Annotated in this window: 20 protein-coding genes and 1 pseudogene; 11 read left to right on the top strand and 10 right to left on the bottom strand. The window is 74.1% G+C overall.

Annotation, left to right across the window (positions count from 1 at the left end):
* Positions 1-566: 566 nt before the first annotated feature.
* Positions 567-1304, bottom strand: coding sequence for an SDR family oxidoreductase (locus ACSC1Q_RS31255; protein ID WP_436762279.1), 738 nt, complete (start codon positions 1302-1304; stop codon positions 567-569).
* A 92-nt stretch (positions 1305-1396) separates the two neighbouring features.
* On the opposite strand from ACSC1Q_RS31255, the gene ACSC1Q_RS31250 reads away from it, so the two are divergent.
* Complete coding sequence (locus ACSC1Q_RS31250) at positions 1397-2278, top strand: LysR family transcriptional regulator (RefSeq protein WP_436762278.1); 882 nt, start codon at positions 1397-1399, stop codon at positions 2276-2278.
* Between the two features lie 16 nt (positions 2279-2294).
* Here ACSC1Q_RS31250 and ACSC1Q_RS31245 read toward each other — a convergent pair whose 3' ends face one another.
* Positions 2295-4322, bottom strand: coding sequence for an AfsR/SARP family transcriptional regulator (locus tag ACSC1Q_RS31245; RefSeq protein WP_436762371.1), 2028 nt, complete (start codon positions 4320-4322; stop codon positions 2295-2297).
* Between the two features lie 123 nt (positions 4323-4445).
* Between ACSC1Q_RS31245 and ACSC1Q_RS31240 the strand changes: the two genes are divergently transcribed.
* Complete coding sequence (locus ACSC1Q_RS31240) at positions 4446-5342, top strand: alpha/beta fold hydrolase (protein WP_436762277.1); 897 nt, start codon at positions 4446-4448, stop codon at positions 5340-5342.
* Between the two features lie 357 nt (positions 5343-5699).
* On the opposite strand, the gene ACSC1Q_RS31235 is transcribed toward ACSC1Q_RS31240, so the two are convergent.
* The gene (locus ACSC1Q_RS31235) at positions 5700-6110 is read right to left on the bottom strand and encodes a VOC family protein (RefSeq protein ID WP_350973249.1); all 411 of its coding nucleotides are present in this window, start codon (positions 6108-6110) and stop codon (positions 5700-5702) included.
* A gap of 165 nt (positions 6111-6275) precedes the next feature.
* On the opposite strand from ACSC1Q_RS31235, the gene ACSC1Q_RS31230 reads away from it, so the two are divergent.
* The 5 genes from ACSC1Q_RS31230 (at position 6276) to ACSC1Q_RS31210 (ending at position 10681) form a co-directional block, all read left to right on the top strand.
* Positions 6276-7274, top strand: a complete 999-nt coding sequence (locus tag ACSC1Q_RS31230; RefSeq protein WP_436762276.1) for an acyl-CoA dehydrogenase family protein — start codon at positions 6276-6278, stop codon at positions 7272-7274.
* Complete coding sequence (locus tag ACSC1Q_RS31225) at positions 7271-8110, top strand: PIG-L deacetylase family protein (RefSeq protein WP_436762275.1); 840 nt, start codon at positions 7271-7273, stop codon at positions 8108-8110. Before ACSC1Q_RS31230 ends, ACSC1Q_RS31225 begins: the two co-directional genes overlap by 4 nt.
* Positions 8111-8167: 57 nt before the next feature.
* On the top strand, positions 8168-8794 hold the full coding sequence (locus ACSC1Q_RS31220; protein ID WP_436762274.1) for a class I SAM-dependent DNA methyltransferase: 627 nt from the start codon (positions 8168-8170) through the stop codon (positions 8792-8794).
* Entirely contained in the window at positions 8791-9660 is an 870-nt protein-coding gene (locus tag ACSC1Q_RS31215) for a glycosyltransferase family 2 protein (protein WP_436762273.1), read from the top strand. Before ACSC1Q_RS31220 ends, ACSC1Q_RS31215 begins: the two co-directional genes overlap by 4 nt.
* Before the next feature lie 250 nt (positions 9661-9910).
* Positions 9911-10681, top strand: coding sequence for an SDR family NAD(P)-dependent oxidoreductase (locus tag ACSC1Q_RS31210; protein WP_436762272.1), 771 nt, complete (start codon positions 9911-9913; stop codon positions 10679-10681).
* Between the two features lie 13 nt (positions 10682-10694).
* On the opposite strand, the gene ACSC1Q_RS31205 is transcribed toward ACSC1Q_RS31210, so the two are convergent.
* Positions 10695-11432, bottom strand: a complete 738-nt coding sequence (locus tag ACSC1Q_RS31205) for a sulfite exporter TauE/SafE family protein (protein WP_436762271.1) — start codon at positions 11430-11432, stop codon at positions 10695-10697.
* Positions 11433-11540: 108 nt separating this feature from the next.
* Positions 11541-12770 carry a TetR/AcrR family transcriptional regulator gene (locus ACSC1Q_RS31200; protein ID WP_436762370.1) on the bottom strand — a complete coding sequence of 410 codons (1230 nt, stop codon included), beginning with the start codon at positions 12768-12770 and terminating at the stop codon, positions 11541-11543.
* 103 nt (positions 12771-12873) lie between these two features.
* On the opposite strand from ACSC1Q_RS31200, the gene ACSC1Q_RS31195 reads away from it, so the two are divergent.
* The 3 genes and pseudogenes from ACSC1Q_RS31195 to ACSC1Q_RS31185 all read left to right on the top strand — a co-directional run.
* Complete coding sequence (locus ACSC1Q_RS31195; RefSeq protein ID WP_436762270.1) at positions 12874-14091, top strand: cytochrome P450 family protein; 1218 nt, start codon at positions 12874-12876, stop codon at positions 14089-14091.
* A 43-nt stretch (positions 14092-14134) separates the two neighbouring features.
* On the top strand, positions 14135-15421 hold the full coding sequence (gene clpX / locus ACSC1Q_RS31190; protein WP_436762269.1) for an ATP-dependent Clp protease ATP-binding subunit ClpX: 1287 nt from the start codon (positions 14135-14137) through the stop codon (positions 15419-15421).
* Between the two features lie 595 nt (positions 15422-16016).
* Positions 16017-16271 (top strand): annotated as a pseudogene (locus ACSC1Q_RS31185) (histidine kinase dimerization/phospho-acceptor domain-containing protein); the annotation flags it as partial.
* Between the two features lie 289 nt (positions 16272-16560).
* Here ACSC1Q_RS31185 and ACSC1Q_RS31180 read toward each other — a convergent pair.
* The 4 genes from ACSC1Q_RS31180 to ACSC1Q_RS31165 all read right to left on the bottom strand — a co-directional run bounded on the left by ACSC1Q_RS31180 (position 16561) and on the right by ACSC1Q_RS31165 (position 21199).
* Positions 16561-17826 carry an RNA polymerase sigma factor gene (locus ACSC1Q_RS31180; RefSeq protein ID WP_436762268.1) on the bottom strand — a complete coding sequence of 422 codons (1266 nt, stop codon included), beginning with the start codon at positions 17824-17826 and terminating at the stop codon, positions 16561-16563.
* A gap of 44 nt (positions 17827-17870) precedes the next feature.
* Positions 17871-18287: a YciI family protein gene (locus tag ACSC1Q_RS31175; RefSeq protein WP_436762267.1), complete on the bottom strand. Its 417-nt coding sequence runs from the start codon at positions 18285-18287 to the stop codon at positions 17871-17873.
* A gap of 143 nt (positions 18288-18430) precedes the next feature.
* A complete protein-coding gene (locus ACSC1Q_RS31170; RefSeq protein ID WP_436762266.1) occupies positions 18431-19984 on the bottom strand; it encodes a hypothetical protein in 1554 nt (517 codons plus the stop codon).
* A 297-nt stretch (positions 19985-20281) separates the two neighbouring features.
* Positions 20282-21199: a DUF4394 domain-containing protein gene (locus ACSC1Q_RS31165; RefSeq protein WP_436762265.1), complete on the bottom strand. Its 918-nt coding sequence runs from the start codon at positions 21197-21199 to the stop codon at positions 20282-20284.
* Between the two features lie 463 nt (positions 21200-21662).
* Here ACSC1Q_RS31165 and recD2 point away from each other — a divergent pair, with 463 nt between their 5' ends.
* Entirely contained in the window at positions 21663-23879 is a 2217-nt protein-coding gene (recD2, locus tag ACSC1Q_RS31160; RefSeq protein ID WP_436762264.1) for an SF1B family DNA helicase RecD2, read from the top strand.
* Here the strand turns inward: recD2 and ACSC1Q_RS31155 are convergent.
* Positions 23854-24633 (bottom strand): helix-turn-helix domain-containing protein, encoded by a 780-nt coding sequence (locus tag ACSC1Q_RS31155; protein WP_436762263.1) that lies wholly within the window; start codon positions 24631-24633, stop codon positions 23854-23856. The genes recD2 and ACSC1Q_RS31155 overlap by 26 nt on opposite strands.
* Positions 24634-25026: the final 393 nt, after the last annotated feature.

The following is a 25026-nucleotide window of genomic DNA, read 5'->3' as shown; positions in this document are numbered from 1 at the left end:
GGCTGCTCATGACAGCCAGCATGCAGGGTTGACGCGGCGTCAGGGTCAAGTCCACCGGCGGATTCGTGTGTCTGGCGGCGACAGCAGGCGGACACGAGCCGGCGCGGACATCGTGCCGGCCTCCGAATTGCTCGGGCACGCCTCGCCGAACTCGATCCGGATCTACACCCTGTCCACCGCTGCCGACCGGGCCCGCGCTGTCGAGCCGCCGCGTACAGACCACCGACCCGCGTCGGCGAGATCGAAAATTGGGCGGGCCGGGTCAGCTACCCAGGCACCAGGCCGATTCCGACCACGACATCGCCCGCCTCGACCCGGTCCCTGCTGCGGCAGCGGCACATCCTCACCGAGGCCGGACCGCTGGTGCGGACCGAAGGCGTCGCCGAGGGGTTTCGCCCGGCCGAGGGGGTGCCGCTGTTTGGGGGCCCGGCGACCACGTCGAAGATCCCGGCGCTGGAGCGGCCTGCGTTCGCGAAGGTCGCCGCCGCCGCGCATCCCTGCCGAAGCGTCCAGCTGAGTTACTCGCGGGTACCGCCAACGGCTGTCCACAGGTTCCTCAACCCCGGTCACCAGGGGATGACGCCGTCGTCCTCGAAGAACGAACCGGTCGGGCCGCCGTCGGGCAGCGTGGCGAGCCGGATCGCCGTGGCCGCGCCCTGCCCGGGGGTGCGGGGCCCGTGAAAACCGGTGAAGTCGGTCGCGACCAGACCGGGGCAGGCGGCGTTGATCAGGATGTTCGTACCGGCGAGCTGCCGGGCGTACTGCACGGTGACGGCGTTGAGGAACGACTTCGACGGCGAGTAGGCCGCCATGACGGGGCCGATCTCGATGTCCGGGTCCGCCTGCCGGGTCAGGGAGGCGACGGCGCTGGAGACGTTGACGACGCGGGGTGACGCCGAGCGCCGCAGCAGCGGCAGCATCGCGTTGGTCACCCGGATGACACCGATGACGTTGGTCTCCACGACCGCGCGGACCACGTCGAGGTCGAGCGTGGTCGGGTCCTGCGCCCACCCAGGACCCGTCTCTCCCGAGATCCCGGCGTTGTTGACCAGGACGTCCAGGCGCCCGGCCCGCCGCTCGACCAGTTTCGCGGCGTCGGTGACGCTCCGGTCGCCGGTCACGTCCAGCGGCACCCCGAACGCGTCCGCCCCGGCGGCGCGCAGCTTCTCGACGGCGGTCTCGCGCCGGGCCTCGTCGCGGGCTCCCACGCCCACGCGGTACCCGAGGGCGCCCAGCCCGGCCGCGATCTCGTACCCGATGCCCTTGTTCGCGCCGGTCACCAGCGCGATCCTCGTTTCGCTCATGCCGTCGATGGTCGCTCGCGGGCGAGCGGCGCATCCAACACCGATGCGGTGCCCTGTCATACCCGGCAGGTATCACCGCGTACGCTGTGGCCGTGGACACCCTGGAGACCCGCGAGTTGAGATACTTCACGGCCGTCGCCGAGGAGCTGCACTTCGGCCGCGCCGCCGAACGCCTCGGCATGGCCCAGCCGCCGCTGTCGCGGGCGATCCAGCAGCTCGAACGGCGCCTCGGCGTCCGCCTGCTGGAACGCAACCGCCGAGGCGTCTCCCTGACCGGCGCCGGAGAGGTGCTGCTGCACGAGGGCCGCGCGGCCCTCGACGCGGCCACCGCCGCCGCTCGCCGCACCCGTCGCGCCGGTGGCGCCGACGGTCCCGGTGGGCGGGGTGGGCCGGGTGGCCCCCGCCCTCGCCTGGTGCTGGCGGTGAAGGCCGCCGGCTCCCACGAGCTGCTGCGGAAGCTTCTCGACGCCCACGCGGCCGAGCCCGGCGCCGCCGAGATCGAGGTGCTGCCGTGCGGCATCTGCGAGCAGGAGGAGTTGCTGCGCGACGGCCGCGCCGACGTGGCGCTCATGCACGCGCCGTTCAACTCCCTGGCCGGGTTCGACAGCGAGGAACTGATGACCGAGGGGCAGGTCGCCGTCCTGCCCGCCGGGCACCCCGTCGCCGCGCGCGAGACGTTGTCCCTGGCCGAGGTCGGCGACATCCCCGGTCTTCCGCTCGCCCGCTGGCCCCGCCACGGCACCTACCCGCCCGGCCCGGGTCCCGAGATCCAGAACCTGACACAGCTGGCCCAGCTGATCGCCCTCGGACGCACCGTGGGCGTCGTGCCCGACTCCGCCCGCGCCTGGCTGTGGGCCGAGCACGCCGCCGTCCCCCTGACCGACGCGCCCCCCGTCGTCACCCACATCGCCTGGCCCGCGCACAGCCGTTCCCTCGCCCTCGCCGGGCTGATCCGCACGGCCGCCCGGCTGTGACCCTCTCCCGCGGGCCTCACCGCGCCCGGCGGGAGCGGGCCGGGGGGTCGTGGCGGGCGAGGGCGGCGGTGAGGTCGTCGAGGTGCCGGGAGACCGGCCCCAGGGTGAGCAGGCCGCTGCCGGCCCCGGCCAGCTCCGCCGCCGCGGGGGCGAGCTCGCCGTACGCGCGTTCCATCGTCGTCCTGTCGCCGACGGCGATCGCGGCCCGCGCCAGGAGGCACCACAGGGCCTCGGACATCAGGTCGCGGGGCGGGTCGGGGGCGTCGCGCAGCGCGTCGGCCGCCTCGGCGGGACGATCCCGGGCCAGCAGCACCAGGGGACGGGCCCACGGTTCGTAGGGACCCCAGTCGGCGTGCTCGCCCGAGCCTTCGCCGGAGGGGGCGGGCAGCCCGTGCCGCAGGCGCAGGCACAGCAGCGCGAGCGGCAGCAGGCCGTGCTCCAGGCCGGGCATGCCGGAGCCGTCCAGCCGCGCGGCGGCGTCCCGGTAGGCCGCCTCGACCTCGGCCGCGGGCGCCCGCCCGGCCTCGGCGAGCCGCAGGGCCCGGTACCAGCGGGTGAACACGCCCGCCAGCGGCCGCTCGTAACGCTCGGCGAGCCGGTCCGCCTCCGCCGCGTGCCGGTCGGCCCCGGCGAAGTCGGCGAGCGCGCCCCGGGCCTGGACGCGGATGAGATGCCCGAGGATCTGGAAGGCCACCAGGCCGTGCCGGGTGGACAGGGCGACCAGCTCGGCGCCGACCTCGTCCCGGCGCGGGGCCAGGCCCGCGCGGTGGAAGGTCTGCATGAACACCCCGTTGAGGGCGAACGCCAGCAGCGCGGGATCGTCCAGGCGGCGGGCGATCTCCTCGGCCTCGCGGGCGGCCCGGGGCCCGCGCGCCGAGCGGGTGCCGCGTGACTCCACGGCGATCGTGGCCAGCAGGCCGGCCCGCGCCGCCTCGTGCTCTCCCGGCGGGAGACCGGCCAGGGTGCGTTCGGCCGCCGCCACGACACGCGCCGCCTGTCCGGGGTCGTCGGAACGGGTCCAGATCGCCGGGACGTCGTAGGCGCCGATCACCCGGGCGGTCAGCTCCACGTCGCCCAGCTCCTCGGCGGCGTCGACGGCCGCCAGGCGGTGCCGGCGGGCCGCCTCCAGCCCGGCGCCCCCGGTCACCGCGAGGCTGCGCAGCAGGCCCACCGTCGACTCCAGCCGGGCCCGGGGGCCGGAGGTCACGGTGCGGTCGTAGACGGCGGCGGTCTGCGCCCACACCCGGGCCGCCGCCCCGCCGGGGCCGGGCGCGAGGTCGAGGTGGCCGGCGTGGTGGAGGATGTCGGTCTCCAGGCGGCGAAGGGGCGGGCCCGGATCCACCCCCAGCTGCCGGACCAGCGTCGTCCGTGCCCTGCGCAGCACGGCGAGCGCGTCGCCCTGGCGGCCGGTGCGGTACAGCGCGAGCGCCAGCAGCCGCCAGGCGTCCTCGCGCCAGGGGTGCTCGCTCACGTGCGCGTCCAGGTCCGGCACCGCCTCGGCGGCCAGGCCGAGGGCGAGCCGCAGCTCGGCCCGGCGCTCGACGGCCTGCAGCCGCAGCTCGGCCAGGCGGGCGCGCTCCGTACGGGCCCAGTCCTGGCCGGCGAACTCGGCGTAGGCGGGCCCGCGCCACCACCCCAGCGCCTCGGCCAGCCCGGCGAGCCCGTCCTGGGGCGGCAGCGTCGCGGCGGCCGACACCGCCCGTTCGAAGCGCCAGGCGTCCACCGCGTCCGGCTCCGCGCGCAGCGCGTACCCCGGCCCCTCGGTGACCAGCAGCCGGGCCGGGGTCCTGGGCGGGCGTCCGGGCTCCAGCGCGCGGCGCAGCGCGGCCACGAAGGTGCGTACCGCGCCCACCGCGCCGGGGGGCGGGTCGTCCCACAGGTCCTCGACCAGGCCGGTGATCGGGACGACGCGGCGCCTGGCGACGATCAGCCGGGCCAGCACCTCGCGGTGCCTCGGCCCCCTGAGGGCGATCGCGCCCCCGGCGGCGTCCCGGGCGGCGTCCCAGGCCGTCACCGGCCCCAGCACCCCGAACACGACCCGCACCCTCGGCCCGTCCCTTCCCTGGGCATCCCCCCTGGCCACGGTAGCGCGCTGACCGGACGCTCATTCGCGACCGGCAGGCTGAAGGCGTCCGACCACCTGTCACCTACGGAAGAGAGCACGGCCATGGCGCCTGTCATCCCCGGATTCGACTATCGGCGCGTCCCCGTCGCCGACGGCGTGTCCCTGAACGCGGCCGTCGCGGGGACGGGCAGCCCGATCGTGCTGCTGCACGGTTTCCCCCAGACCCACCTGATGTGGCGGCACGTCGCCGCCGACCTCGCGGCCGACCACACCGTGATCTGCCCCGACCTGCGCGGCTACGGAGCCAGCGACAAACCGGCCGAGACCGGCGGCGGCACCTACGCCAAGCGCACCATGGCCGCCGACATCGTCGCCCTGGCCGGCGCGCTGGGGCATGAGCGCTTCGCGCTGGCCGGGCACGACCGGGGCGCCCTGGTCGCCATCCGCGCCGGCCTGGACCACCCGGAGGTGATCACCCACCTGGCCGGCCTCGACGTGCTGCCCACGCTGGACATGTGGGAGGTGATGCACGGCGTCACCGCCGCCGTCGGCTTCCACCTGTACCTGATGGCCCAGCCTCCCGGCCTGCCCGAGCAGATGATCGCCGCCAGTTCCGACGCCTTCTTCGGGTATTTCCTGGACGTCTGGACCAAGGACCCGCGGGCGATTCCCGCCGATGTCCGCGCCGCCTACCTGGACGCCTCACGCGCGGCGGTGCCCTCGATCGTGGCCGACTACCGGGCCTCCGCCGGGGTCGACGTCGCCCACGACCGGGCCGACCGGGAGGCGGGCAACCGGCTGCGGATGCCGGTGACCGTGCTCCAGCAGGACTGGGGCGCCGCCCTCGGCTTCGACGCGGCGGCGCTGTGGGGCGCCTGGGCGTCCGACCTGCGGCACATCCCCGTCACCTTCGGTCACTTCATGGCGGAGGAGGCCCCCGCCGAGGTCGCCGGGGCCCTGCGGGACCTGCTCTCGCGCCGGACGACCGGAGCGCGATGACACCCCGCCCGGCGTGACTCGCCTCCCGCCTCCCGCCCCTCGCCTCCCGCCCCTCGCCTCCCGCCTCCCGGCGAGACCGGCGAGACCGGAGGGAGCGGAGGGAGCGGAGGGAGCGGTGAGGCGACCGGTGCGGGTCGCCTCACCCGCGGGCGCCGGTCGGCGGGGCCGCGCCGGAGCCGGCCGAGGGCGGGTGTGTCCCGAGCCGCGTCGCCGAACGCGCCGAGCTGTGCGATCGGCTCCGGACGCTCTGGGAACCATCGGGCGTTCTCAACGGCCGGAAGCCGTCTCACGCGGTCATTCCCGCCTTCGACCGGACGATCACCGCTGACCCCTCCGTTCGAGGGAATCGGCCGGAGGTCAGGCTTTCTCGATCGAGTGGAGAACGTCCAGATAATGCCGGTTGTACATGATGCCGAGGATGTTCCCGAAGGGGTCGACCACGGAGGCGCCGACGAATCCCTGGCCGAACTCGCGGGGCGGCTCGTGCTCCTCGGCCCCCAGGGACAGCAGCCGGTCGAGGGACTCCTGCACGTCGTCGACGTGCCAGTACGTGACGACGCCGGCCGGGCCGGTCTCCACGTCGTCGGCGAGCTGCTGGGCGTAACCGCTGTCGAGCAGGCCCAGCTCGTGCTGGTAGTCGCCGAACCGGAACTCGACATACCCGGGCTTGTCGAAGTACGGCTCGACACCCAGCACCTCGGTGTACCACTTCTTGGCCGCGTCCAGGTCGGCGGCGTGAAATCTGACGGTGGTGAGTCCTCGTAACATCGATTCTCCCTTCATCGCCGCGAATACTTGCCGAAGAAGGTAAACGAAAACATCAAGGGGCTTACGGATTTCGTTTTCCGGAAATCCAGTGAAGATCTTGCCGGAGCAGAGCTAACCCTTTTACCAGGAATGATATGAATACCCCCTGTCGGGTAGGCCCCGTCCATGGACGGGGAACAGCGGGATGACCAAGGTGACCAGGATGGCACCGCCTGGCGCGGTGAGGTCGAAAGAGGGTTCGCCGCCGAGGTGGAGTCGGGGCGGCTGGACCTGCCGCTGCCCGGTTCGGGACAGACCAGGCGGCGATGGGAGGCGTTGAGCGCGCTGGCCCGGCGGGATCTGTCGCTGGCGCGGCTGTGCGAGGGGCACACCGACGCCGTCGCGATCCTCGCCGAGCTCGCCGGTCCCGCGCCGGCGGACGGCGACCGGTGGGGCGTGTGGGCGGCGCGGCCTCCCGGCCCGTCCCTCTCGGCGCGTCCCGAGGGGGGAGGGTGGCTGCTGAGCGGGACCAAGCAGTACTGCTCGGGGGCGCGGGTGTGCACCCACGCCCTGGTGACCGCGGACGCGCCGGACGGCCCCCGGCTGTTCGCCGTGCCGGCCCGCGACCTGCGCCCGGTGGCCGGCAGCTGGCCGGCGACGGGGATGGCGGCCAGTGACACCCTGGACGTCCGCTTCGACGAGGTCCCCGGCGAACCGGTGGGACCGGTGGACGGCTACGTGAGGAGGCCCGGCTTCCACCACGGCGGCGCGGGGGTGGCCGCGTGCTGGTACGGAGGGGCCAGGGGCGTGGCCGAGACGTTGCTGGCCGCCGCGGCCGAGCGGGACGTCGGCCCGCACGCCCTGGCCCACCTGGGCGCGGTCGACGTGGCGCTGCGGACCGCCAGGGCCGCCCTGGAGGAGGCGGCAGACGAGATCGACGCCGACCCGTACGACCTCAAGAACGCGGCGGGGACGCGGTCCCTGCGTCTCAAGGCGCTGGTGGAGTCCGTGGCCACCGACGTCATGGGCCGGGTGGGCAGGGCGCTGGGCGCCGGGCCGCTCGGCCACGACGCCGCGCACGGGCGCAGGGTCGCCGACCTCACGGTCTACCTGCGCCAGCATCACGCCGAACGCGACCTCGCCGCGCTGGGGGCCATCGTCGCCGAGCAGGGAGCCGGCTGGTGAGCACCGAACGGACCGACACCGAACAGGCCGATACCGAACGAATCGGGACCGAACGAACCGGCAGGGCGGGAGGCGTCGGCTGGGAGGACCGGGACCGCTGGGACGGCCGGGACGGTACCGACCTCAACCCCATCGACGCCCCGGGAACCTCCGAGGCCGAGTGGCGTGCCTGGCCGGGGCTCGGCGCCCTCCCGGAGCTCGCGTACGGCGGCTGGCGCAGCGCGGTGGTGATCGCCGCCCACCCCGACGACGAGGTGCTGGGGCTCGGCGGGCTGCTGTCGTTGCTGGCGGCCTCGGGCGTACGGCTGCGCCTGGTCGCCGTCACCGACGGCGAGGCCTCCCACCCGGGAGTCGCCGACGTGGCGGGGCTGGTGGCGCGAAGGGTGGAGGAGACCGCGTCCGCGCTGGAGGCCCTGGGGGCCGGCGGCGTCGAGATCGTGCGGCTCGGCCTGCCCGACACCGGGCTGGCGGAGCGCGAGGGTGAGCTCGCCGGGGCGCTGGGACGGGCGGCTTCGGGGTTCGAGGTGTGCCTGGCCCCGTGGGAGGCGGACGTGCACTCCGACCACGAGGCGGCGGGCAGGGCCGCGGCCTCGGCGGGGCTGCGGCCCCACTTCTATCCGATCTGGGCCTGGCACTGGGCCAGGCCAGGCGACGCGCGGCTGCCCTGGGACCGGGCGCTGCGGGTCCCGCTGCCCCCGGCGGTCCTGGCCCGCAAGCGGGCGGCCATCGGCTGTTTCGCCAGCCAGCTGGAGCCTCGCGGCGCCGGTCTGGAGGCGGTGCTCCCGCCCGGCGTCGTCGCCCACTTCACCCGCGACGACGAGGTGCTCTTCCATTGACACCCCTCCCCGGGACCCAGGAAGAGGGGCCCGGGGCATCCACGCTGGAGGTATCAGATGACGACTCATCCGGCGACACTCGGACCGGAGTACTTCGAGGACATGTACGCGGCCTCCCCCGACCCGTGGGGATTCACCTCCCGCTGGTACGAGGAGCGCAAGTACGCCATCAGTGCCGCGCTGCTGCCCGCGCGCCGCTACCGTCACGCCTTCGAGGCGGGCTGTTCCATAGGCGTGTTCACCGCTCTGCTCGCCCCGCGCTGCGACCGGCTGCTGGCCTGCGACCTGTCCTCCGTCGCGGTCGCGGCGGCCGCGGAACGCACCGCGGGCCACCCGGGGACGCGGGTGCAGCGGCGCGTCCTGCCCGGCGAGTGGCCCGAGCGGGAGGGAGGGTTCGACCTCGTCGTGCTGTCGGAGGTGCTCTACTACTTCGGCGGGGCGGACCTGGAGCGAGTGCTGGACCTGGCGGTCGCCTCGCTGACCCCCGGGGGCACCCTGCTCGCGGTGCACTGGAGGCATCCCGTCGCGGAGTACCCGCGCGGCGGCGAGGAGGTGCACCGGGCCCTGGCCGGGCGTGAGGAGCTGACCCGCCTCGTCGATCACCGTGAGCCGGACTTCATCGCCGAGGTCTACCTGCGCGGCCGCGGGGCTCCCTCGGTGGCCGAGTCCGAGGGAATCGTGTGATCCAGGCCGTCGGAGTCGTGGTGCCCGCCCGCGACGAGGAGGATCTGCTGCCCGCCTGCCTGGCCTCGCTGGACCTGGCCGGGCGCGTGGTCCCCGATGTCGCGGTCCACCTGATCGTCGTCGCCGACACCTGCGGCGACCGTACGGCGTCCATCGCCGCGCGGGCCGGGGCGACCGTCGTGGAGGGCACCATGACCAACGTCGGGCAGGCGCGGCTGGCGGGCGCGCAGGTGCTCCTGCGGCGGACCCGGGGGCTGGATCCGGCCACCGTCTGGGTCGCCACCACCGACGCCGACACCCTGGTGCCGCCCTGCTGGCTCAGCCGCCAGCTCAGGCACGCCGCCCAGGGGTGGGAGGCCGTCGTCGGCACGGTGACGGTCACCGACTGGTCCGGCTACCCGTCGTGGTGCCAGACCGCCTACGCCGAGGGGTACGCGGACGGGATGGAGACGGGCGAAACCGAGGCGGCCGGGGTGAAGGCGAACGACGAGGAGGCGACCGGCACGGAGACGAGTGGCACGGAGACGAGCGGAAACACGGCGGGCACGGAGACGGGCGGAAACACGACCGGCACGGAGACGGGCGGCGCGCGATGGCACTCGCACGTGCACGGCGCCAACCTGGGCCTCACCGCCGCGGCCTACCTGGCGGTCGGCGGGTTCAGCGCGCTGCCGACCGGTGAGGACGACGCCCTGGTCCGGGCCCTGGAGTCGGCCGGCAGGCGGGTCCTGCGCACCACCGGGGTGAGCGTGGTGACCTCGGCGCGCCGCGACCCCCGGGCACCGGACGGCTTCGGCCACTTCCTCGCCCGGCTCGAACGCGACACCGCCTCCGTCGCGCGCCGGACGTCCGGGCGGCTGTCCTGAGCCGCCGTACCCGTCTGCGGTGATTCACGCGGATCGTCCGGCTCTGGTTCCTCGCCACCACCTGCGGGGTACCTGCCCGGAGATCGGCGGCGCGGCGTGTAGAGGTCCCGGCCCTGGGAAGTGCCGCTCTTGCGCGCCCGCGACCGGGGCGAGGCGTGCCCTCGGGGGCGACCGGCGCGTGCCGGAGGGTGGCGGCTGCCCCCGGGTCCGCGCCGGTCCACGGAGAGCACGAAGAGGGGAGCGGGAGAGCGTGAACGGTTCGTACGTGGTGACGGGTGGCGGCCGGGGCATCGGCAGGGCGGTGGTCGAGCGGCTGCTCGGCGACGGTGGCGCCGTCGTGGCCGTCGAGCTCGATCCGGCGGCCCTGGACTGGACGGCCGGCCACCCGGCGGGGCCGCGCCTGGCCGCGGTGGTGGGGGACGCCGCCGATGAGGCCGTCGCCGGGCGCGCCGCCGACGTCGCCCAGGAGCTCGCCCCGCTCGCCGGGTGGGTCAACAACGCCGCCGTCTTCAGGGACGCCTCGATCCACTCCGCCACCGCACGGGAGGTGCTCGACCTGATCGCGCTGAATCTCGACGGGGCCGTCGTGGGGTGCGCCACCGCCGTCCGCCGCTTCCTCGCCGCCGCGACGCCGGGGGCGATCGTCAACGTCTCCTCGCACCAGGCCAGGCAGGCGGTGGTTGGCTGCCTGCCGTACGTGACGGCCAAGGCGGCCGTGGAGGGGATGACCCGGGCGCTCGCGGTCGAGTACGGGTCGCGGGGGATCCGGGTCAACGCCGTGGCGCCGGGCTCGGTCGGCACCGAGCGCTACGCGGAGTTCCTCGGCTCGCGCGGGCCGGACGAGGCCGCCCAGGTGGAGAAGGAGATGGCCCTGCTGCATCCGATCGGCAGGGTGGCGCGTCCCGAGGAGGTCGCGTCCGCGATCGTCCACCTGCTCTCCGAGGACGCGGCCTTCATCACCGGCGCGACCGTGCCCGTCGACGGCGGCCGGACGGTGCTGGCCCGCGATCCCGAGGGGTGACCGGGGCGGGAGGTCACAGCAGCAGGCGGATCGCGGCGAGCAGGGTGAGGGTCAGCGTGATCCGTTCGAAGAGCGTGCGGTCGATGCGGCCGATGACGGCGCGCCCGGTCGCGGCCCCGGCGAGGACCGCCGGGGCGCCCAGCGCGGCGAAGACGAGGGAGGAGGGGGTGATGAGGCCCAGCGCGACGCTGAACGGCACCTTGAAGGCGTTGATCGTCAGGAAGAACCAGGCGCTGGTGCCCAGGAAGCCCAGCATCGGCAGGCCGGCCGCCAGGAGATAGACGGCCATGATGGGGCCGGCCGCGTTCGCCGTCATGGTGGCGAAGCCGGCGAAGGCGCCCGCGAGGGCGGCCACCGGGCGGCGGTGGGCGAGCGAGTCCTCCGGCGCCCGGCGCCGGTTCCACAGGTGTACGGCGATGATCACCAGCAGGATCGCCCCGATGAGCCGTCTCATCTGCGCGTCGTCGACCCAGCGCACCACCACGGCCCCGGCGACCACGCCCAGGGCGACCCACGGGAACAGCCTGACCAGCCTCGGCCAGTCGGCGTGACGCCGGTAGGAGGCCACGGCGACCAGGTCGCCGACGAGCAGGAGCGGCAGCAGCGTGCCGGTGGACTCCTTGGTCGGCAGCACGAGCGCGAACAGGGCGACCGCCACCGTCCCGGTGCCGGAGACGCCGGTCTTGGAGAAGCCCACCAGGAACAGGGCGGCCAGCAGGATGACCCACTGGACGGCGTCGAGGGAGGGCATCAGCCTCCCCGTTGGGAGGAAGGGGGAGAAAAGGTCACAGGTGACCGTACATGATGCGTCAGCCGGCGAATCCCCTGGCCGGGCGGACCGGATCCCGCTCCGGTGGCCTCACCGTCCCGGGGCCGGTACCGAGGGCCGTGCCGGCGCGGGGCGCCCGGTCTCGCCCGCGACGACCTCCCCCGCGACGGCCTCGCCCGGTGTCGAGGCGGCCGTGTGGCACGCGCCTCGGCCGTCGGCGCGCACGGCGATCCGGCCCGCCTCGACGCGGACGGCGACCTCGGTCGCGTCGCTGACGGCCGGGACGCCGGCCGCCGCGGCCAGGGCGCCCGAGCCGTCGAGCACCACCTGAAGGCGCGGCCACGCCGAGGGCGGGAAGGCCTGGCGCAGGCAGCCGCAGAAGTCGGCGAGGGCCAGCCGGGCGAGCGGTGCCAGCTCGTCGGGGTCGCCGGTGACCAGGACGGCGGTGATCGCGGCACCCGGCGGTGCGGCCCGTACCGCCTCCTCGACGGCCTCCAGGCGGTGCAGCCCGAGGATCGCCACCACGCCGTCGCCACCGTCGCCACCGTCGCCGGTGAGCCGCGCGGGCTCGGCGCGCACCGCGTCCGTAACCCGCGGCGGGGACCACGCCTCGTCGGCGGGCCTGGCCCGCGGGATCCACGGCGTGGCGGGCCACCTGTCGTCGAGGTCGAGGCCGGCGAGGCGCTCGCAGGCGCCGACGATGGTGAAGGGATCGGTGAAGCCGGGGGCGGCGGCGGCCAGCTGGCTCGCGCCGTGCAGGGTGGTGAGCGCGGCCTCGGCCACGCGGACCAGGCGGCCGCCGGGGACGGCGGGCGGGCGCAGGCGCTCCAGGGCGAGCCCGAGCAGGAGCGCGTTCAGCTTCGTCAGCTGCGCGAACGGCAGCCGGGTCCGCTCGTCGGCGAGGATCTCCGGCATCAGGTCCGCGCCGATCCTGGCCAGGCCGTACCGCCCGTCGGTGGTCAGGGGGAGCCGTGCCAGCCAGGCGCGGGCGAACGCGCCGAGCGCCTCGCGGGGGGTGAGGCTCGGCCCCGGGTTCGGTCCCGGGTTCGGCCCCGGGTTCGGCCCTGGATTCGGTCCCGGGGTCGAGTCCGGGTTCGGTGGCTCGGGGGCGCGCTCGGCGAGGTCGGCCAGGACCGTGAAGTACAGGGCCCGCTTGCCGGGGAAGTTGGAGTAGACCGCGCCGCGGGTGAGCTCGGCGCGCTCGGCGATGGCGTCGATCTTCGCGTCGCGGAAACCGCGCTCGGCGAACTCCTCCACGGCCGCGGCCAGCACCCTGGCGCGGTTGCGCTCCTGCAGTTGCGCCCTGCTGAGCCGGGTCATCGTCCTCCTCGTCATCGCGTTGCCGTCGATCCCGATCCAAGATACCGTGACCACTCAGATGACGGGATCATCTGTTTACATCATCTGAGATTCAGGAGGATCCATGACCGTTGCCGGCCAGGACGTGAGCGGCGCCCCCGAGGTTCCCGAGATCCACCTCACCGACACCGAGGTGCTGCGCGACCCCTTCGCCGCGTACGGGCGCGCCAGGGAGATCTCGCCGCTGGCGCGGCTGGTGGCCCCGGGCTTCGGCCCGATGCTGGCCCTCACCCGGTACGAGGACGTCAGGGCGATGCTGAGCGATCCGCGATTCGAGATCAACGCCGCCAGCTTCATGCGGCCCGACGTGCCCGAGGACTGCCTGCCCTACATGCGGACCATGAGCGAGATGGACGGCCCCGAGCACCTGCGGCTGCGCAGGCTGGTGTCGCCGGCCTTCAGCGCGCGCCGCGCCGCCGAGTTCCGGCCGCGGATCGAGCCCATCGTCGACGCCCTGCTCGACACCCTGCCCGGTCACGCCGAGGACGGCGTGGTGGACCTGCTGGGGCACTTCGCCCGGCCGCTGCCGATGGACGTCATCTGCGAGCTGGTCGGCATTCCCGGCGCCGACCGCCCGCGCTGGCGCGAGTACGGCGCCACCGTCGTGGGCGGCGGCGGGCAGCGGTTCGCCGAGGCCATCCCGGGCATCATGGAGGGCGCCAAGGCGGCGGTCGCGCGCCGGCGCGCCGAACCCGGCGACGACCTGCTGTCGGACCTCATCCGCGCCCAGGCCGACGACGGCGACCGGCTCAGTGACACCGAGCTGGTCACCATGGTCTGGCACCTGGTCATGGCGGGGCAGACGCCCACGAACCTCATCGCCAACGCCGTGGAGGTCCTGCTCACCCACCCCGGCCACCTCGCCGCGCTGCGCGGGGACGCCGGGCTCATGCCGCGCGCCGTCGAGGAGCTGACGCGCTGGTGCGGCCCGACGCTGCTGTCGATCCCCCGCTACGCGCGCGAGGACGTCGAGCTGCACGGCACGCCGGTGCGCAAGGGCGAGCCCGTCACCGCCGCGATCGCCGCCGCCAACCGCGACCCGCGCGCGTTCGCCGACCCCGACCTGCTCGACCTGGGCCGGGCCACCGCGACGGCGGGACACCTCGGATTCGCCCACGGGCCGCATTTCTGCCTGGGGGCCTCGCTGGCCCGCGTGCAGACCGAGGTCGCGCTCACGGCGCTGCTGCGCCACTTTCCCGGGCTGGCCCTCGCCCCGGAGAACGCGGGACGCGCGCCCGACCCGGGCACCTGGCGCCTGGCCTCACTGCTCGTGACCCTCTGACCCCTCTTCCCACCCCGTACGACCGTCGAGGAGACGCTTTCCCATGGCACGCACCGGTGAACGCGGCGACCCGCTGAGATGCACGTTCTGCGGGAAGAGCCAGCGGCAGGTCATGAGGCTCATCGCCGGTCCCGGCGGCGTCCACATCTGCGACGAGTGCGTCGGGCTGTGCAACGAGCTCATCGAGGAGGAGTTCGGGGAGACCTCCGCCTCCTCGGGGAGCGGGCCCGGAACTCCGCCGAAGCCCCGGGAGATCCACGAGTTCCTCGGACGGTACGTCGTCGGGCAGGAGAGCGCCAAGAGGTCCCTCGCGGTGGCGGTCTACAACCACTACAAGCGCGTGCGCTCCGGCGCGCGGCCCGCCTCGGGCGGGGAGCAGGTCGAGCTGGGCAAGTCCAACATCCTGCTGCTCGGCCCGACCGGCAGCGGCAAGACCCATCTCGTCCAGACCCTCGCCCGGATGCTCGACGTCCCGTTCGCGATCGCCGACGCCACCGCCCTGACGGAGGCGGGATACGTGGGCGAGGACGTCGAGAACATCCTGCTCAAGCTCATCCAGGCCGCCGACCACGACGTCAGGAGGGCCGAGACCGGCATCGTCTACATCGACGAGATCGACAAGATCGCCCGCAGGGGCGAGAACCCGTCGATCACCCGCGACGTCTCCGGCGAGGGCGTGCAGCAGGCCCTGCTGAAGATCCTGGAGGGCACGACCGCGAGCGTGCCGCCTCAAGGTGGCCGCAAGCACCCTCAGCAGGAGTTCATCCAGATCGACACCACCGACGTGCTGTTCATCGCCGGTGGCGCGTTCTCCGGCCTGGAGCAGATCATCGAGTCCCGGACCGGCCAGGGGAGCGCCGGGTTCGGCGCCCCGATCCGCACCGGGCGGGAGCGGGACGTCCTGGCCGGGGTCATGCCCGAGGACCTGCTGAGGTTCGGGCTCATCCCCGAGCTGGTCGGCCGGCTTCCGGTGGTGGCGACCTTCCAGCCGCTGGACCACGCGGCGCTGACGCGGATCCTCACCGAGCCGCGCAACGCCCTGATCAAGCAGTACCGCAGGCTCTTCGAGATGGACGGCGTCGAGCTGGAGTTCACCGAGGGGGCCGTCGGCGCGATCGCCGACCAGGCGCTGCTGCGGCGCACCGGCGCCCGCGCGACCCGCGCGATCCTGGAGGAGATCCTGCTCAACGTGATGTACGAGGTGCCGGGCCGCGAGGACGTGGCCCGCGTCGTGATCGACCACGACACCGTGCTCGGCACCGTCAACCCGACACTGGTGCCGCGCGGCCACCCCGGTCACGGACCCGAACGCCGCGACCGGTCCGCCTGAGCGCCCCGGCCCCCGCGGTCGATCGGCCGGTGGCGACAGCGAGGCGGCACCGTGGCGGCACTGTGGCGGCACTGTGGCGGCACTGTGGCGGCACTGTGGCGGCACCGTGGCCGGTGCGCTGCACGAAGTAGTACCTGTCGCGCACCGCCGTGCCGTCGGGTCCCACCAGGGGCGCCGGGCAGGGGCCCTCTCCCTTCGAGGTCACGCAGGTGCTGCGGGCACCTCCGGCGATCAGCAGTCCGAGCGACACGGTGACCAGCGCGGAAGCCGCCATGGCGAGCAGCAGGCGCCGCGCGGAGCGGAACCCGGCCCACTCCGCGCGCAGCGACGGGAAAAGCCGTGCCACCCGGCCCGCCGGCCGGATCGGTGCGGCGTGAACGAACTCATGCCGACGGTCGTACGCGGCCCCCGGTTCCGGCCGGGTCGCATCGGCCGCGACCCGGCCGGAACCGGGCCCGTGATCGGCCTGTCCCGGCTCCTCACGGGATCCGCCGTCGCCCTGGTCCTGCTGATCCCCGTCGCCCTGGCCCTGGGCTGGTTCGTCGCCGGCCGGTTCCTGCGCCCGCTGCGCGCCATCGTCGCCACCGCCCAGATCATCTCCGCCGGAGACCTGCACCGGCGCCTCGATCTCGGTGAGCCCACGGACGAGCTGACCGAGCTCGGCCACACCCTCGACGGCCTGTTCTCCCGCCTGCAGGCCTCCTTCGAGGCTCAGCGTCACTTCGTCGCCAACGCCTCCCACGAGCTGCGCACCCCTCTCGCGGGCCTGCGCACCCTCCTTGAGGTCACCCTCGCCGACCCCGGCGCCGACACCGAAACGCTGCGCTCGGCCTGCCGGGAGGCCCTCGCCCTGGGCGGGCACCAGGAGCGGCTGGTGTCCGCGCTGCTCGCCCTGGCCACCGGCGAGCGCGGCGTCACCCGCTGGGCCCCCTCGACCTCGCCCACATCGCCGGAGGAGTGCTATCGCCGGAGGAGTGCTCGCCTCCCGCCGCGAGCGGGCGACGGAGACGGGCGTCGCCCTCGCCGGGCACCTGGCCGCGGTGACGGCCGGGGACCCGGGACCGATCGAGAGCCTGGTCGTCAACCTCGTCGACAACGCCGTCCGCCTTCCCGGCGGTCTCGCTCAGGAACCGGCCCGCTCAGGAACCGGGCCTCCCGTCCGCCAGGCGGGCCGCCCTGGCGTGCAGGTAGCGCTGCTGGGCGAGGCCGGTGGCGCGCCGGGCCGCCTCCCGGTAGCCCTCACGCGCCGCCGCGTGGTCACCGGCCATCTCCAGCAGGTGCGCGCGGACCGCGTGCAGCCGGTGGTCCCCGGCGATCCGCCCGTCGGCCGTGAGCGGTCCGAGCAGGCCGAGCCCGGCGCGCGGGCCACGGGCCATGGCCACCGCCACCACGTGGTTCAGCGCCACCATCGGGTTGTCGGAGATCCGCATCAGCAGCTCGTACAACGCGGTGATCTGCGGCCAGTCGGTCTCCTCGGCGCTCGGCGCCTCGTCGTGGAGCGCGGCGATCGCCGCCTGGAGCCGGTACGGCCCGGCCGTCCCCCCGGGGAGCGCGCCGGTGATGAGCGCCACGCCCTCGGCGACGGCGGCCGCGTCCCACCGGCCGCGGTCCTGTTCGGCCATCGGGATCAGCGAGCCGTCCGGCCCGGTGCGTGCCGGACGGCGCGCGTCGGTGAGCACCATGAGCGCGAGCAGTCCGGTCACCTCGCCGTCGTCGGGCAGCAGCCGGTGGACGAGGCGGGTCAGCCGGATCGCCTCCGCCGACAGCTCGACGCGCTGCAGGTGCGGCCCCGAGGTGCTGGCGTAGCCCTCGTTGAAGATCAGGTAGAGGACGTGCAGGACCACGCGGAGCCGTTCGGCGCGCTCGGCGCCCGAGGGCATGCCGAACGGGACGCCGCTGTCCTTGACGCCGGCCTTGGCCCGGGTGATGCGCCGGGTCATGGTCGCCTCCGGCACCAGGAACGCCCGCGCGATCTCCGCGGTGGTCAGGCCGCCGACCGCCCGCAGGGTGAGGGCGATCTGCGAGGCCGCCGACAGCGAGGGGTGACAGCACATGAACAGCAGGATGAGCGTGTCGTCGGACTCGGAGGCGGGCCGGTCGGCGGCGGGCGCGTGCCATTGGCCGGGCGGCGTCCGGCGGGCGACGGTGTCCTCGCGGCGCCTGCGTGCCTGCTCGGCGCGCAGCAGGTCGGTCAGCCTGCGCGAGGCGACCGTGATCAGCCAGCCCAGCGGGTTGTCCGGGAGGCCGTCCTTGGGCCACCGCGTGGCGGCGGCGAGGAGCGCCTCCTGTGTCGCGTCGTCGGCGGCGTCGAAACGCCCGTAGCGCCGCACCACCGCGCCGAGGACCCGCGGCGCCAGCCGGCGCAGCAGGTCCTCGAACTCGGCGCCGGTCACAGGGCCGGTCACAGGGCCGGTCACAGGGCCGGTCACAGGGCCGGGATCGGGGATGATCAGATCGCCATCTCGCCCTGGAACTCCTCGACCGGCCGTACGTCGGCGTAGGAGTTCGCGGCGATGTCGCCGGGGGCGGGGCACTCGCCCAGCCGGGCGGCGATCTCGGTCGCCCGGTCGAAGCTCTCGCACTCCACGATCCAGTAGCCGGCCAGGACCTCCTGGGTCTCGGCGTACGGGCCGTCGGTCACGACCGGGACGCCGTCCTTCGACCCCACCCTGCGGGTGTGGACCGGGGCGGCCAGCCCCCGCGTCTCGACGAACTCGCCGGACTCCTCCAGGTCCCTGGAGAACGCCTCCATGAACGCGTGCATCGGCGCGAAGTCCTCGGGGGACAGGGCCGGCCGGTCGCCGTCCCTGCCCGCCATGGCGTCGTAGTCCCGCTGCGAGCCGTACATCAGGATCATGTATTTCATGGTCTCTTCCTCTCCGCCGGCGCCGCCGTGGCGCCCGTGCACCGGAGACGTCGGAGCCGCGGGCCTCCACCGGACATCCGGCCGCGACCGGATTCGCCGATCGCCGGCGCCCCAGGTTATTCGACGCCTCCAGCGGCCGGCGGTCAGGTGACGGGGACCAGGTCGGGGCCCACGACGTGGCCCTGGTGGGGTTCGGGGTCGTTCTGGTCGTGGCGGAAGTGCCCGGCGTACCAGACGACGACGTTGGTGGCGCTGACGCTCTCGCCGTCGACGAAGCGGTTCAGCATCGCCCGGTTGTCGGGGCCGGGGTTGCCGTCGTGCAGCTCGGCCGGGTGGTGGCGTAGGAACCACAGGTCGGCGACGCCGTAGGGGTCGGTGGTGTTGTCGTGCTCGCCGGGGTGTATCCGCCAGCCCCGGCCGCTGGTCTTGTCGGTGACCTGCCAGAACAGGGCGGGGTGGCGTCGTTTGCGGGCGACCTCGCGCACGATCGGCACCGCCTGGGGAACGGTCGAGCCGGTGTCGTCGAACTGCTCGATCACGTCGTTGGCCGACCCCTCCACGTCGAAGTCGAAGCGCCAGTAGACGTGGTGGCGGTGGCGCATGCAGGTGCGCGGGTTGCGCACCCCGGCGAAGCCGAAGCGCGGCTTGATCGTGCCGTCGTCGGTCAGGCGCCACTCCGAGGCGTAGCGGTACCAGCCGGCCGCGATCTCGCTGACGATCCGCAGCTCGTGGCCGTCGTGGTGGAAGGCCACGCCCTGGAAGTTTCCGGCGTCGTTGTCGGGCCGCTCCAGGATGGTCCGGGGCGGCCCGGCGCAGACGCGCCACCCCCAGCCCACCGGTTCGGCGCCGGTCGCCGAGAAGCGGGTCTCCTCGTACTGCCAGTCGCGGTAGGTGACGCCGTCCTCCTCGTACTGGACGTTGAGGATCGGCACGTGCGCCTGGCGCAGCACGAGCCTGCCCCGGTGGCGTACCTCCCTCAGCTCGACCCCCGAGCCGTCGCCGGGGTCGACGGGCGTCGAGGCGCGCGGCCGTACCACGATCATGTTCCACAGCTCGGTGGTGCCGTCGAGCACGCGCAGCCGCACCTGGTCGGGGCCGCCCCGGTCGCGCAGGCTCTCCACGGGTACGGGCAGGTGCGACTCGCAGTCGCCGGGGTGGTGCATCGCGACGGCGACCCCGGCGGGGGACCAGTCGACCACGCCCGCGCCGACATCGACCGCGACGACGCGGTGCCGGGTGGCGCCCGAGGGGTCGTAGACGCCCAGGGTGGGGCGGCGGGTGGTGGTGCCGTCGGGGTTGTCCAGGTCGGCCAGCGGCGGCATGGGCTGGTAGACCAGCACGTCCTCCCCGGCGGGGAAGCGCTCGTCGGCGCGCAGGATCGCCGCGGCGGCCCGCAGCTCCTCGTGGCGCGGGTTGGGCCGGTGGGCGCTGGGCAGCACCCGCGCCTCCTCGGGCCGGTCCAGGGTGCCGCGCAGCTCGACGCCCCGGTTGGAGACCGGGTCGAACACCCCCGCCCGGAACGGGGCGCCCGCGTCCGGGTCGTGGCCGAGCGCCACCGCGGGCCCCACGATCAGCCGCCCGGTGTCGGCGCCCTCCAGGTGGGCGAGCACATCGGGGTGGGCTGCGGCCACCTCCCGTACCCGCTCGGCCGCCAGCTCCGCCCGGCCGACCGCCTCGATGATCACTTGTACGGTCATGGTGGTCTCCCCGTCGCGACGTCCGCTGCCCGTGCCGCCCCCGACAAACGGCGCCTCCCTGTCATATCGCCCCGCTCGGGCGCTGGGAAGACCCTGGATCCTCACGTACGGCGGCGTTCTGCACCTACGGCTCGTGTACGGCGGCACCGCACCGGCGCGCGGGCGGAGTGGCGCGGTGCGGTGCCGCCGTACGGGTGCGGGGCGGGCCCGCGTCGTCGGCGGCCGGGACGCGGGGCCCGGCCGCAGGGCCCGACCGCGGGAACGCCGGGGCGGGACGTGGCCGCGATCGGATCCGTCTCAGCCGCGGTCGAGCCGCAGGGCGATGTCGACCACCTGCCGGCCTGCGGGGAAGGCGCCGTAGTTGTAGTTGACGGAACCGGTGAGCAGGTTGACGCCGTAGAGCCTGTAGCGCCCGCCGACCTTCAATGTGGCGAAGGCGCTGTTGGAGACGGTGATGCCGTTGTTCAGCGAGCTGTAGACGTCGAAGCCGGCCGCGCCGGTCGCGGCCACCCGCAGGTTGCCGGTCGGCACCACCACGCCCGCGTTGGCGGGCGACTGCAGGAGCACCCGGGCGGAGGTGGTGTCCAGGTCGAAGAGCGTCGTGCCGGTGGCCGGGTTGAGGTCGTTGTTGGTGTATCCGGCGCCCAGCACGCCGGTCACGACCGGCGACGGGGCCGGACCGGCCAGCGGGCCGTCGGCGACGGTCTGGCCCACGGCCGGCAGGCCCACCGGGTCGTCGATGTTGTGGCGCAGGTTCTGCCCGGTGTCGCTGATCACGCGCAGCCGGTTGGCGGCGGGGTTGAAGTCGACGCCGAAGCCGGTGCCGCTCAGCGGCACGGTCAGCTGCGAGACCTTGAGCGCGGTGGATGGCCCGCTGAGGGTGTAGACGCCCCCCTGGTTGCCGACGCCGTACAGCTTGCCGTTCTGCACGCGGTAGTCGATGCCGACGAGCGCGGTGTCGCCGGTGAGCCCGTTGACCGCACCGAGATCGCGGGCGCGGCCGGGGGAGCGGATCTCGAAGCCCACCAGGTGCTGGTTGCCGGTGAGCCCGATGGCGTCGAAGCCGGGCACGGCCGCCGCCGGTACCGCGCTCCTCGCCGCGCCGCTCGCCACTCCGTCGGCGGCTCTGTCGGCCGCGTTGTCCGCCGCGCCGCTCGTCGCACCGGCCGTCACCGTGCTCAGTGCCATCACGGTGGCGATGAGTGTCCTTCGCATGTGCCTCTCCTTCGTGTCCTTCGTGCTCTTCGTGCTCTTCGTGCTCTTCGTGTGCTTCATGCGCTTCATGTGCTTCGTGGCCGGGTGTCGTCGCACTCGTACTCCGACACCAAGGTCGTCACAAGCAGCGAATACTCCATCACAGAAAGTGACGGGGAGGCTCGCGAAAGTGGGGCGGGGCGTCGGCGTGTCCGGAAAAGGCGGGGGAACCGCTCCGCGCCCACCCGGATGGAGCCCGGCGAAACCGGCGAAATCCCGCCCTCACGTCGCGGGCACGCGTTCCCGGGCGAGCGCGCGGGGGATGCGTGAGGGAACGCACTCCCCGCGATCCCCTGAGACGAGAGGGCGCCGGGGAAGACACTCCCGCGACCCCCGAGGCGGGAGAAGAGGGGTGAAACGCGCGTCTGAGGCTTCCGCGGCTGTCCTACACTTGCGCGAGCGGGTTCGGGGCGGAGGAGGTGGCGTGCAGCCGGAGCAACGCGGAGTTACGGGTGTCGCCATATCCTGCGTTTTGGAACGCATCACGTACGCGAACGAGGAAACGGGCTACACCATCGCCCGGGTGGCCACCGACCGCTCCGGCGCCGACCTGCTGACCGTGGTCGGGCCGCTGCTGGGGGCCCAGCCCGGCGAGTCGCTGCGGCTGACCGGGCGCTGGGCCTCCCATCCCAAGTACGGCAAGCAGTTCGAGGTGTGGTCCTACGCCACCGTGCTGCCCGCCACCATCCAGGGCATCCGGCGCTATCTGGGCTCCGGCCTGATCAAGGGCATCGGGCCGAAGATGGCCGAGCGGATCGTCGACCACTTCGGCGTCGACACCCTGGAGGTCATCGAGAAGACCCCCGAGCGGCTGGTCGAGGTCCCCGGGCTCGGCCCCAAGCGGACCAAGATGATCGGCGTCGCCTGGGAGGAACAGAAGATCATCAAAGAGGTGATGATCTTCCTGCAGGGGGTCGGCGTGTCCACCTCGATCGCGGTCCGCATCTTCAAGCAGTACGGCGACAAGTCCATCACGGTCGTCAGGAGCGAGCCGTACCGGCTGGCCGACGACGTGTGGGGCATCGGTTTCAAGACCGCCGACACCATCGCCCAGGCCGTGGGCATCCCGCACGACAGCCCCGAGCGCGTCAAGGCGGGCCTGCGCTACACCCTGTCCCAGGCCGCCGACGACGGCCACTGCTACCTTCCGGCGCCCAACCTCGTCGGCGACGCGGTGAAGATCCTGGAGGTTCCCGCCGAGCTGACCGCGCGGTGCCTGGAGGAGCTGGTCGCCGAGGAGGGCGTGGTCCGCGAGGACGTCCCGGTCGGCGACGGCAGCGTCCCGGCGGTCTACCTGGTGCCCTTCCACCGTGCCGAGCTTTCCCTGGCCGGGGCGTTGCGCTCCCTGCTGGCCTGCGAGCACGACCGGCTGGGCGCCTTCGCCTCCGTCGACTGGGACGCGGCGCTGAAGTGGCTGCGCACCAGGACCGGCGCCGACCTGGCCGAGGAGCAGGCCCACTCGGTACGGCTGGCGCTGACGGAGAAGGTCGCGGTGCTGACCGGCGGCCCCGGCTGCGGCAAGAGCTTCACCGTGCGCTCCATCGTCACCCTGGCCCGCGCCAAGAAGGCGAAGGTGATCCTGGCCGCGCCCACCGGCAGGGCGGCCAAGCGCCTGGCGGAGCTGACCGGCCACGAGGCCACCACCGTGCACCGGCTGCTGCAGCTGCGGCCCGGCGGGGACGCCACCTTCGACCGCGACAACCCGCTGGACGCCGACCTGGTCGTCGTCGACGAGGCCTCGATGCTGGACCTGCTGCTCGCCAACAAGCTGGTCAAGGCCGTCGCCCCGGGCACGCACCTGCTCTTCGTGGGAGACGTCGACCAGCTGCCCTCGGTCGGCGCGGGCGAGGTGCTGCGCGACCTGCTGGCCGCCGAGGAGGAGATCCCCCGGGTGCGGCTGACCCACATCTTCCGCCAGGCCCAGGAGTCGGGGGTGGTCGTCAACGCCCACCGGGTCAACACCGGCCTGCCCCCGGCGCTGGAGGGCATGACCGACTTCTTCCTGTTCCCCTGCGACGAGCCCGAGGAGATCGCGGCGCTCACCGTGGACGTGGTCGCCAACCGCATCCCGCGCAGGTTCGGCCTCAACCCGCGCCGCGACGTACAGGTCCTGTCACCGATGCACCGGGGCCCGGCCGGGGCCGGCAACCTCAACAACGCGCTGCAGGAGGCGCTCACCCCCTCCAGGGAGGGCATGCCCGAGCGCCGCTACGGCGGGCGGGTCTTCCGGGTCGGCGACAAGGTCACCCAGCTGCGCAACAACTACGAGAAGGGCGCGGCGGGGGTCTTCAACGGCACCGTCGGCATGGTGGTCGACATCAAACCCGACGACCAGAAGCTGATCGTGCTGACCGACGAGGACGAGAACGTCGAGTACGCCTTCGACGAGCTGGACGAGCTGGCCCACGCCTACGCGGTGTCGATCCACCGCTCCCAGGGCAGCGAGTATCCGGCGGTGGTGATCCCGCTGTCCACCAGCGCGTGGATGATGCTGCAGCGCAACCTGCTCTACACCGCGATCACCCGGGCCAAGAAGCTCGTCGTCATCGTCGGCTCGCGCCGCGCGCTGGCCCAGGCGGTGCGCACCCGGGGGGCCGGGCGCCGCCACACCAGCCTCACCCACCGCCTGCGCGCCCACTGAGGGATCGCGGGGCCCCCGCCGCCGGGCCGGTTTTCAAAGCGGTCTCCGGGCCGGTCCCCAGGTCGGCCAGGCCCAGCAGGCGGGCCAGGGCCTCGTGCCCGGCGCGGGTGACGTTCAGGGCGCGCCCCGAGCCGATCCGGGTGACCCAGCCGCGTTCCAGCGCGGTCGCGCACAGCACGGCCCCGGCGGTGCCGGCCAGGTGGTGGCGGCGTTCGGTCCAGTCCAGGCAGGGCCGGGCCAGCGGGCGGCGCCCGCCGGCGGGCAGGCGGGCCCCCAGCTCGGCGGCGAACCACGACAGTCCCTCGTCGCTGAGCGCGAACCCGGCGTCCTGGCGCAGCAGCCCGCGGGCGGTGAGCGCGTCGGTGATCGTCACGCCGAGCCGCCCGGCCAGGTGGTCGTAGCAGGTCCTGGCCCCGGCCAGCGCGCGGGCCGCGCTCGCGGCGCGCAGCGTGGCGGGCCGGGCGGCGGCTCCGAGGTCGGCGTGGGCGGCCAGGTCCTCGACGAGCTGGGCCACCTCGGGCCCGGCCAGGCGCACGTACCGGTGGCGTCCCTGGCGCTCCTCGGCCAGCAGCCCGCCGCCGACGAGCTGGGACAGGTGCTCGCTGGCGGTCGAGGCCGCGACCCCCGCGTGCCGGGCCAGCTCCCCGGCGCTCCAGGCCCGCCCGTCCAGCAGGGCGAGGCAGAACGTGGCGCGGGTGCCGTCGGCGAGCAGGGCGGCCAGCGCCGCGAGCGGGACCGGGGTGGTCGGCGTCATGCCTCCATCATCGGCCGGGAACGCTTCGGCTCCGGCCGAAGCGTCCCGGGGCCGCCGTTCGCACGATTCCCGCCGCTCCCGCCGCTCCCGCGACGGCGGTCTTCGCGACCGGCGCGCCGCCCGCGTGCCGGGGCGCGGTCGCGAAACCGCACGGGTGGCCCGTGCCCCGCCGGGTGCGGCGATTACGGCTCGATGTCGCCGGCGTAGGCACCCGTCCCTGACAGACCGGCCTTTTTCCGACAGAGGCGCCCACCTGGCCGTTTTGCCTTTTCCTGACTCCCGGTTGGCACTTTTTTGACTTTACGAAGAGACCGAAACGTTACCAAATCAGGCGCAACCATGTTCAGTCATCATGCATCTCCTATTAGTGTTTTAAGAGCAGTTTGCTGTAGT

Origin of the sequence: Streptosporangium heterodermiicola (genome assembly GCF_051390675.1) — a bacterium.
Taxonomy (GTDB): Bacteria; Actinomycetota; Actinomycetes; order Streptosporangiales; family Streptosporangiaceae; genus Streptosporangium.
The sequence above is the reverse complement of the archived record's forward strand: the minus strand, read 5'-3'. Positions and strand labels throughout refer to the sequence as shown.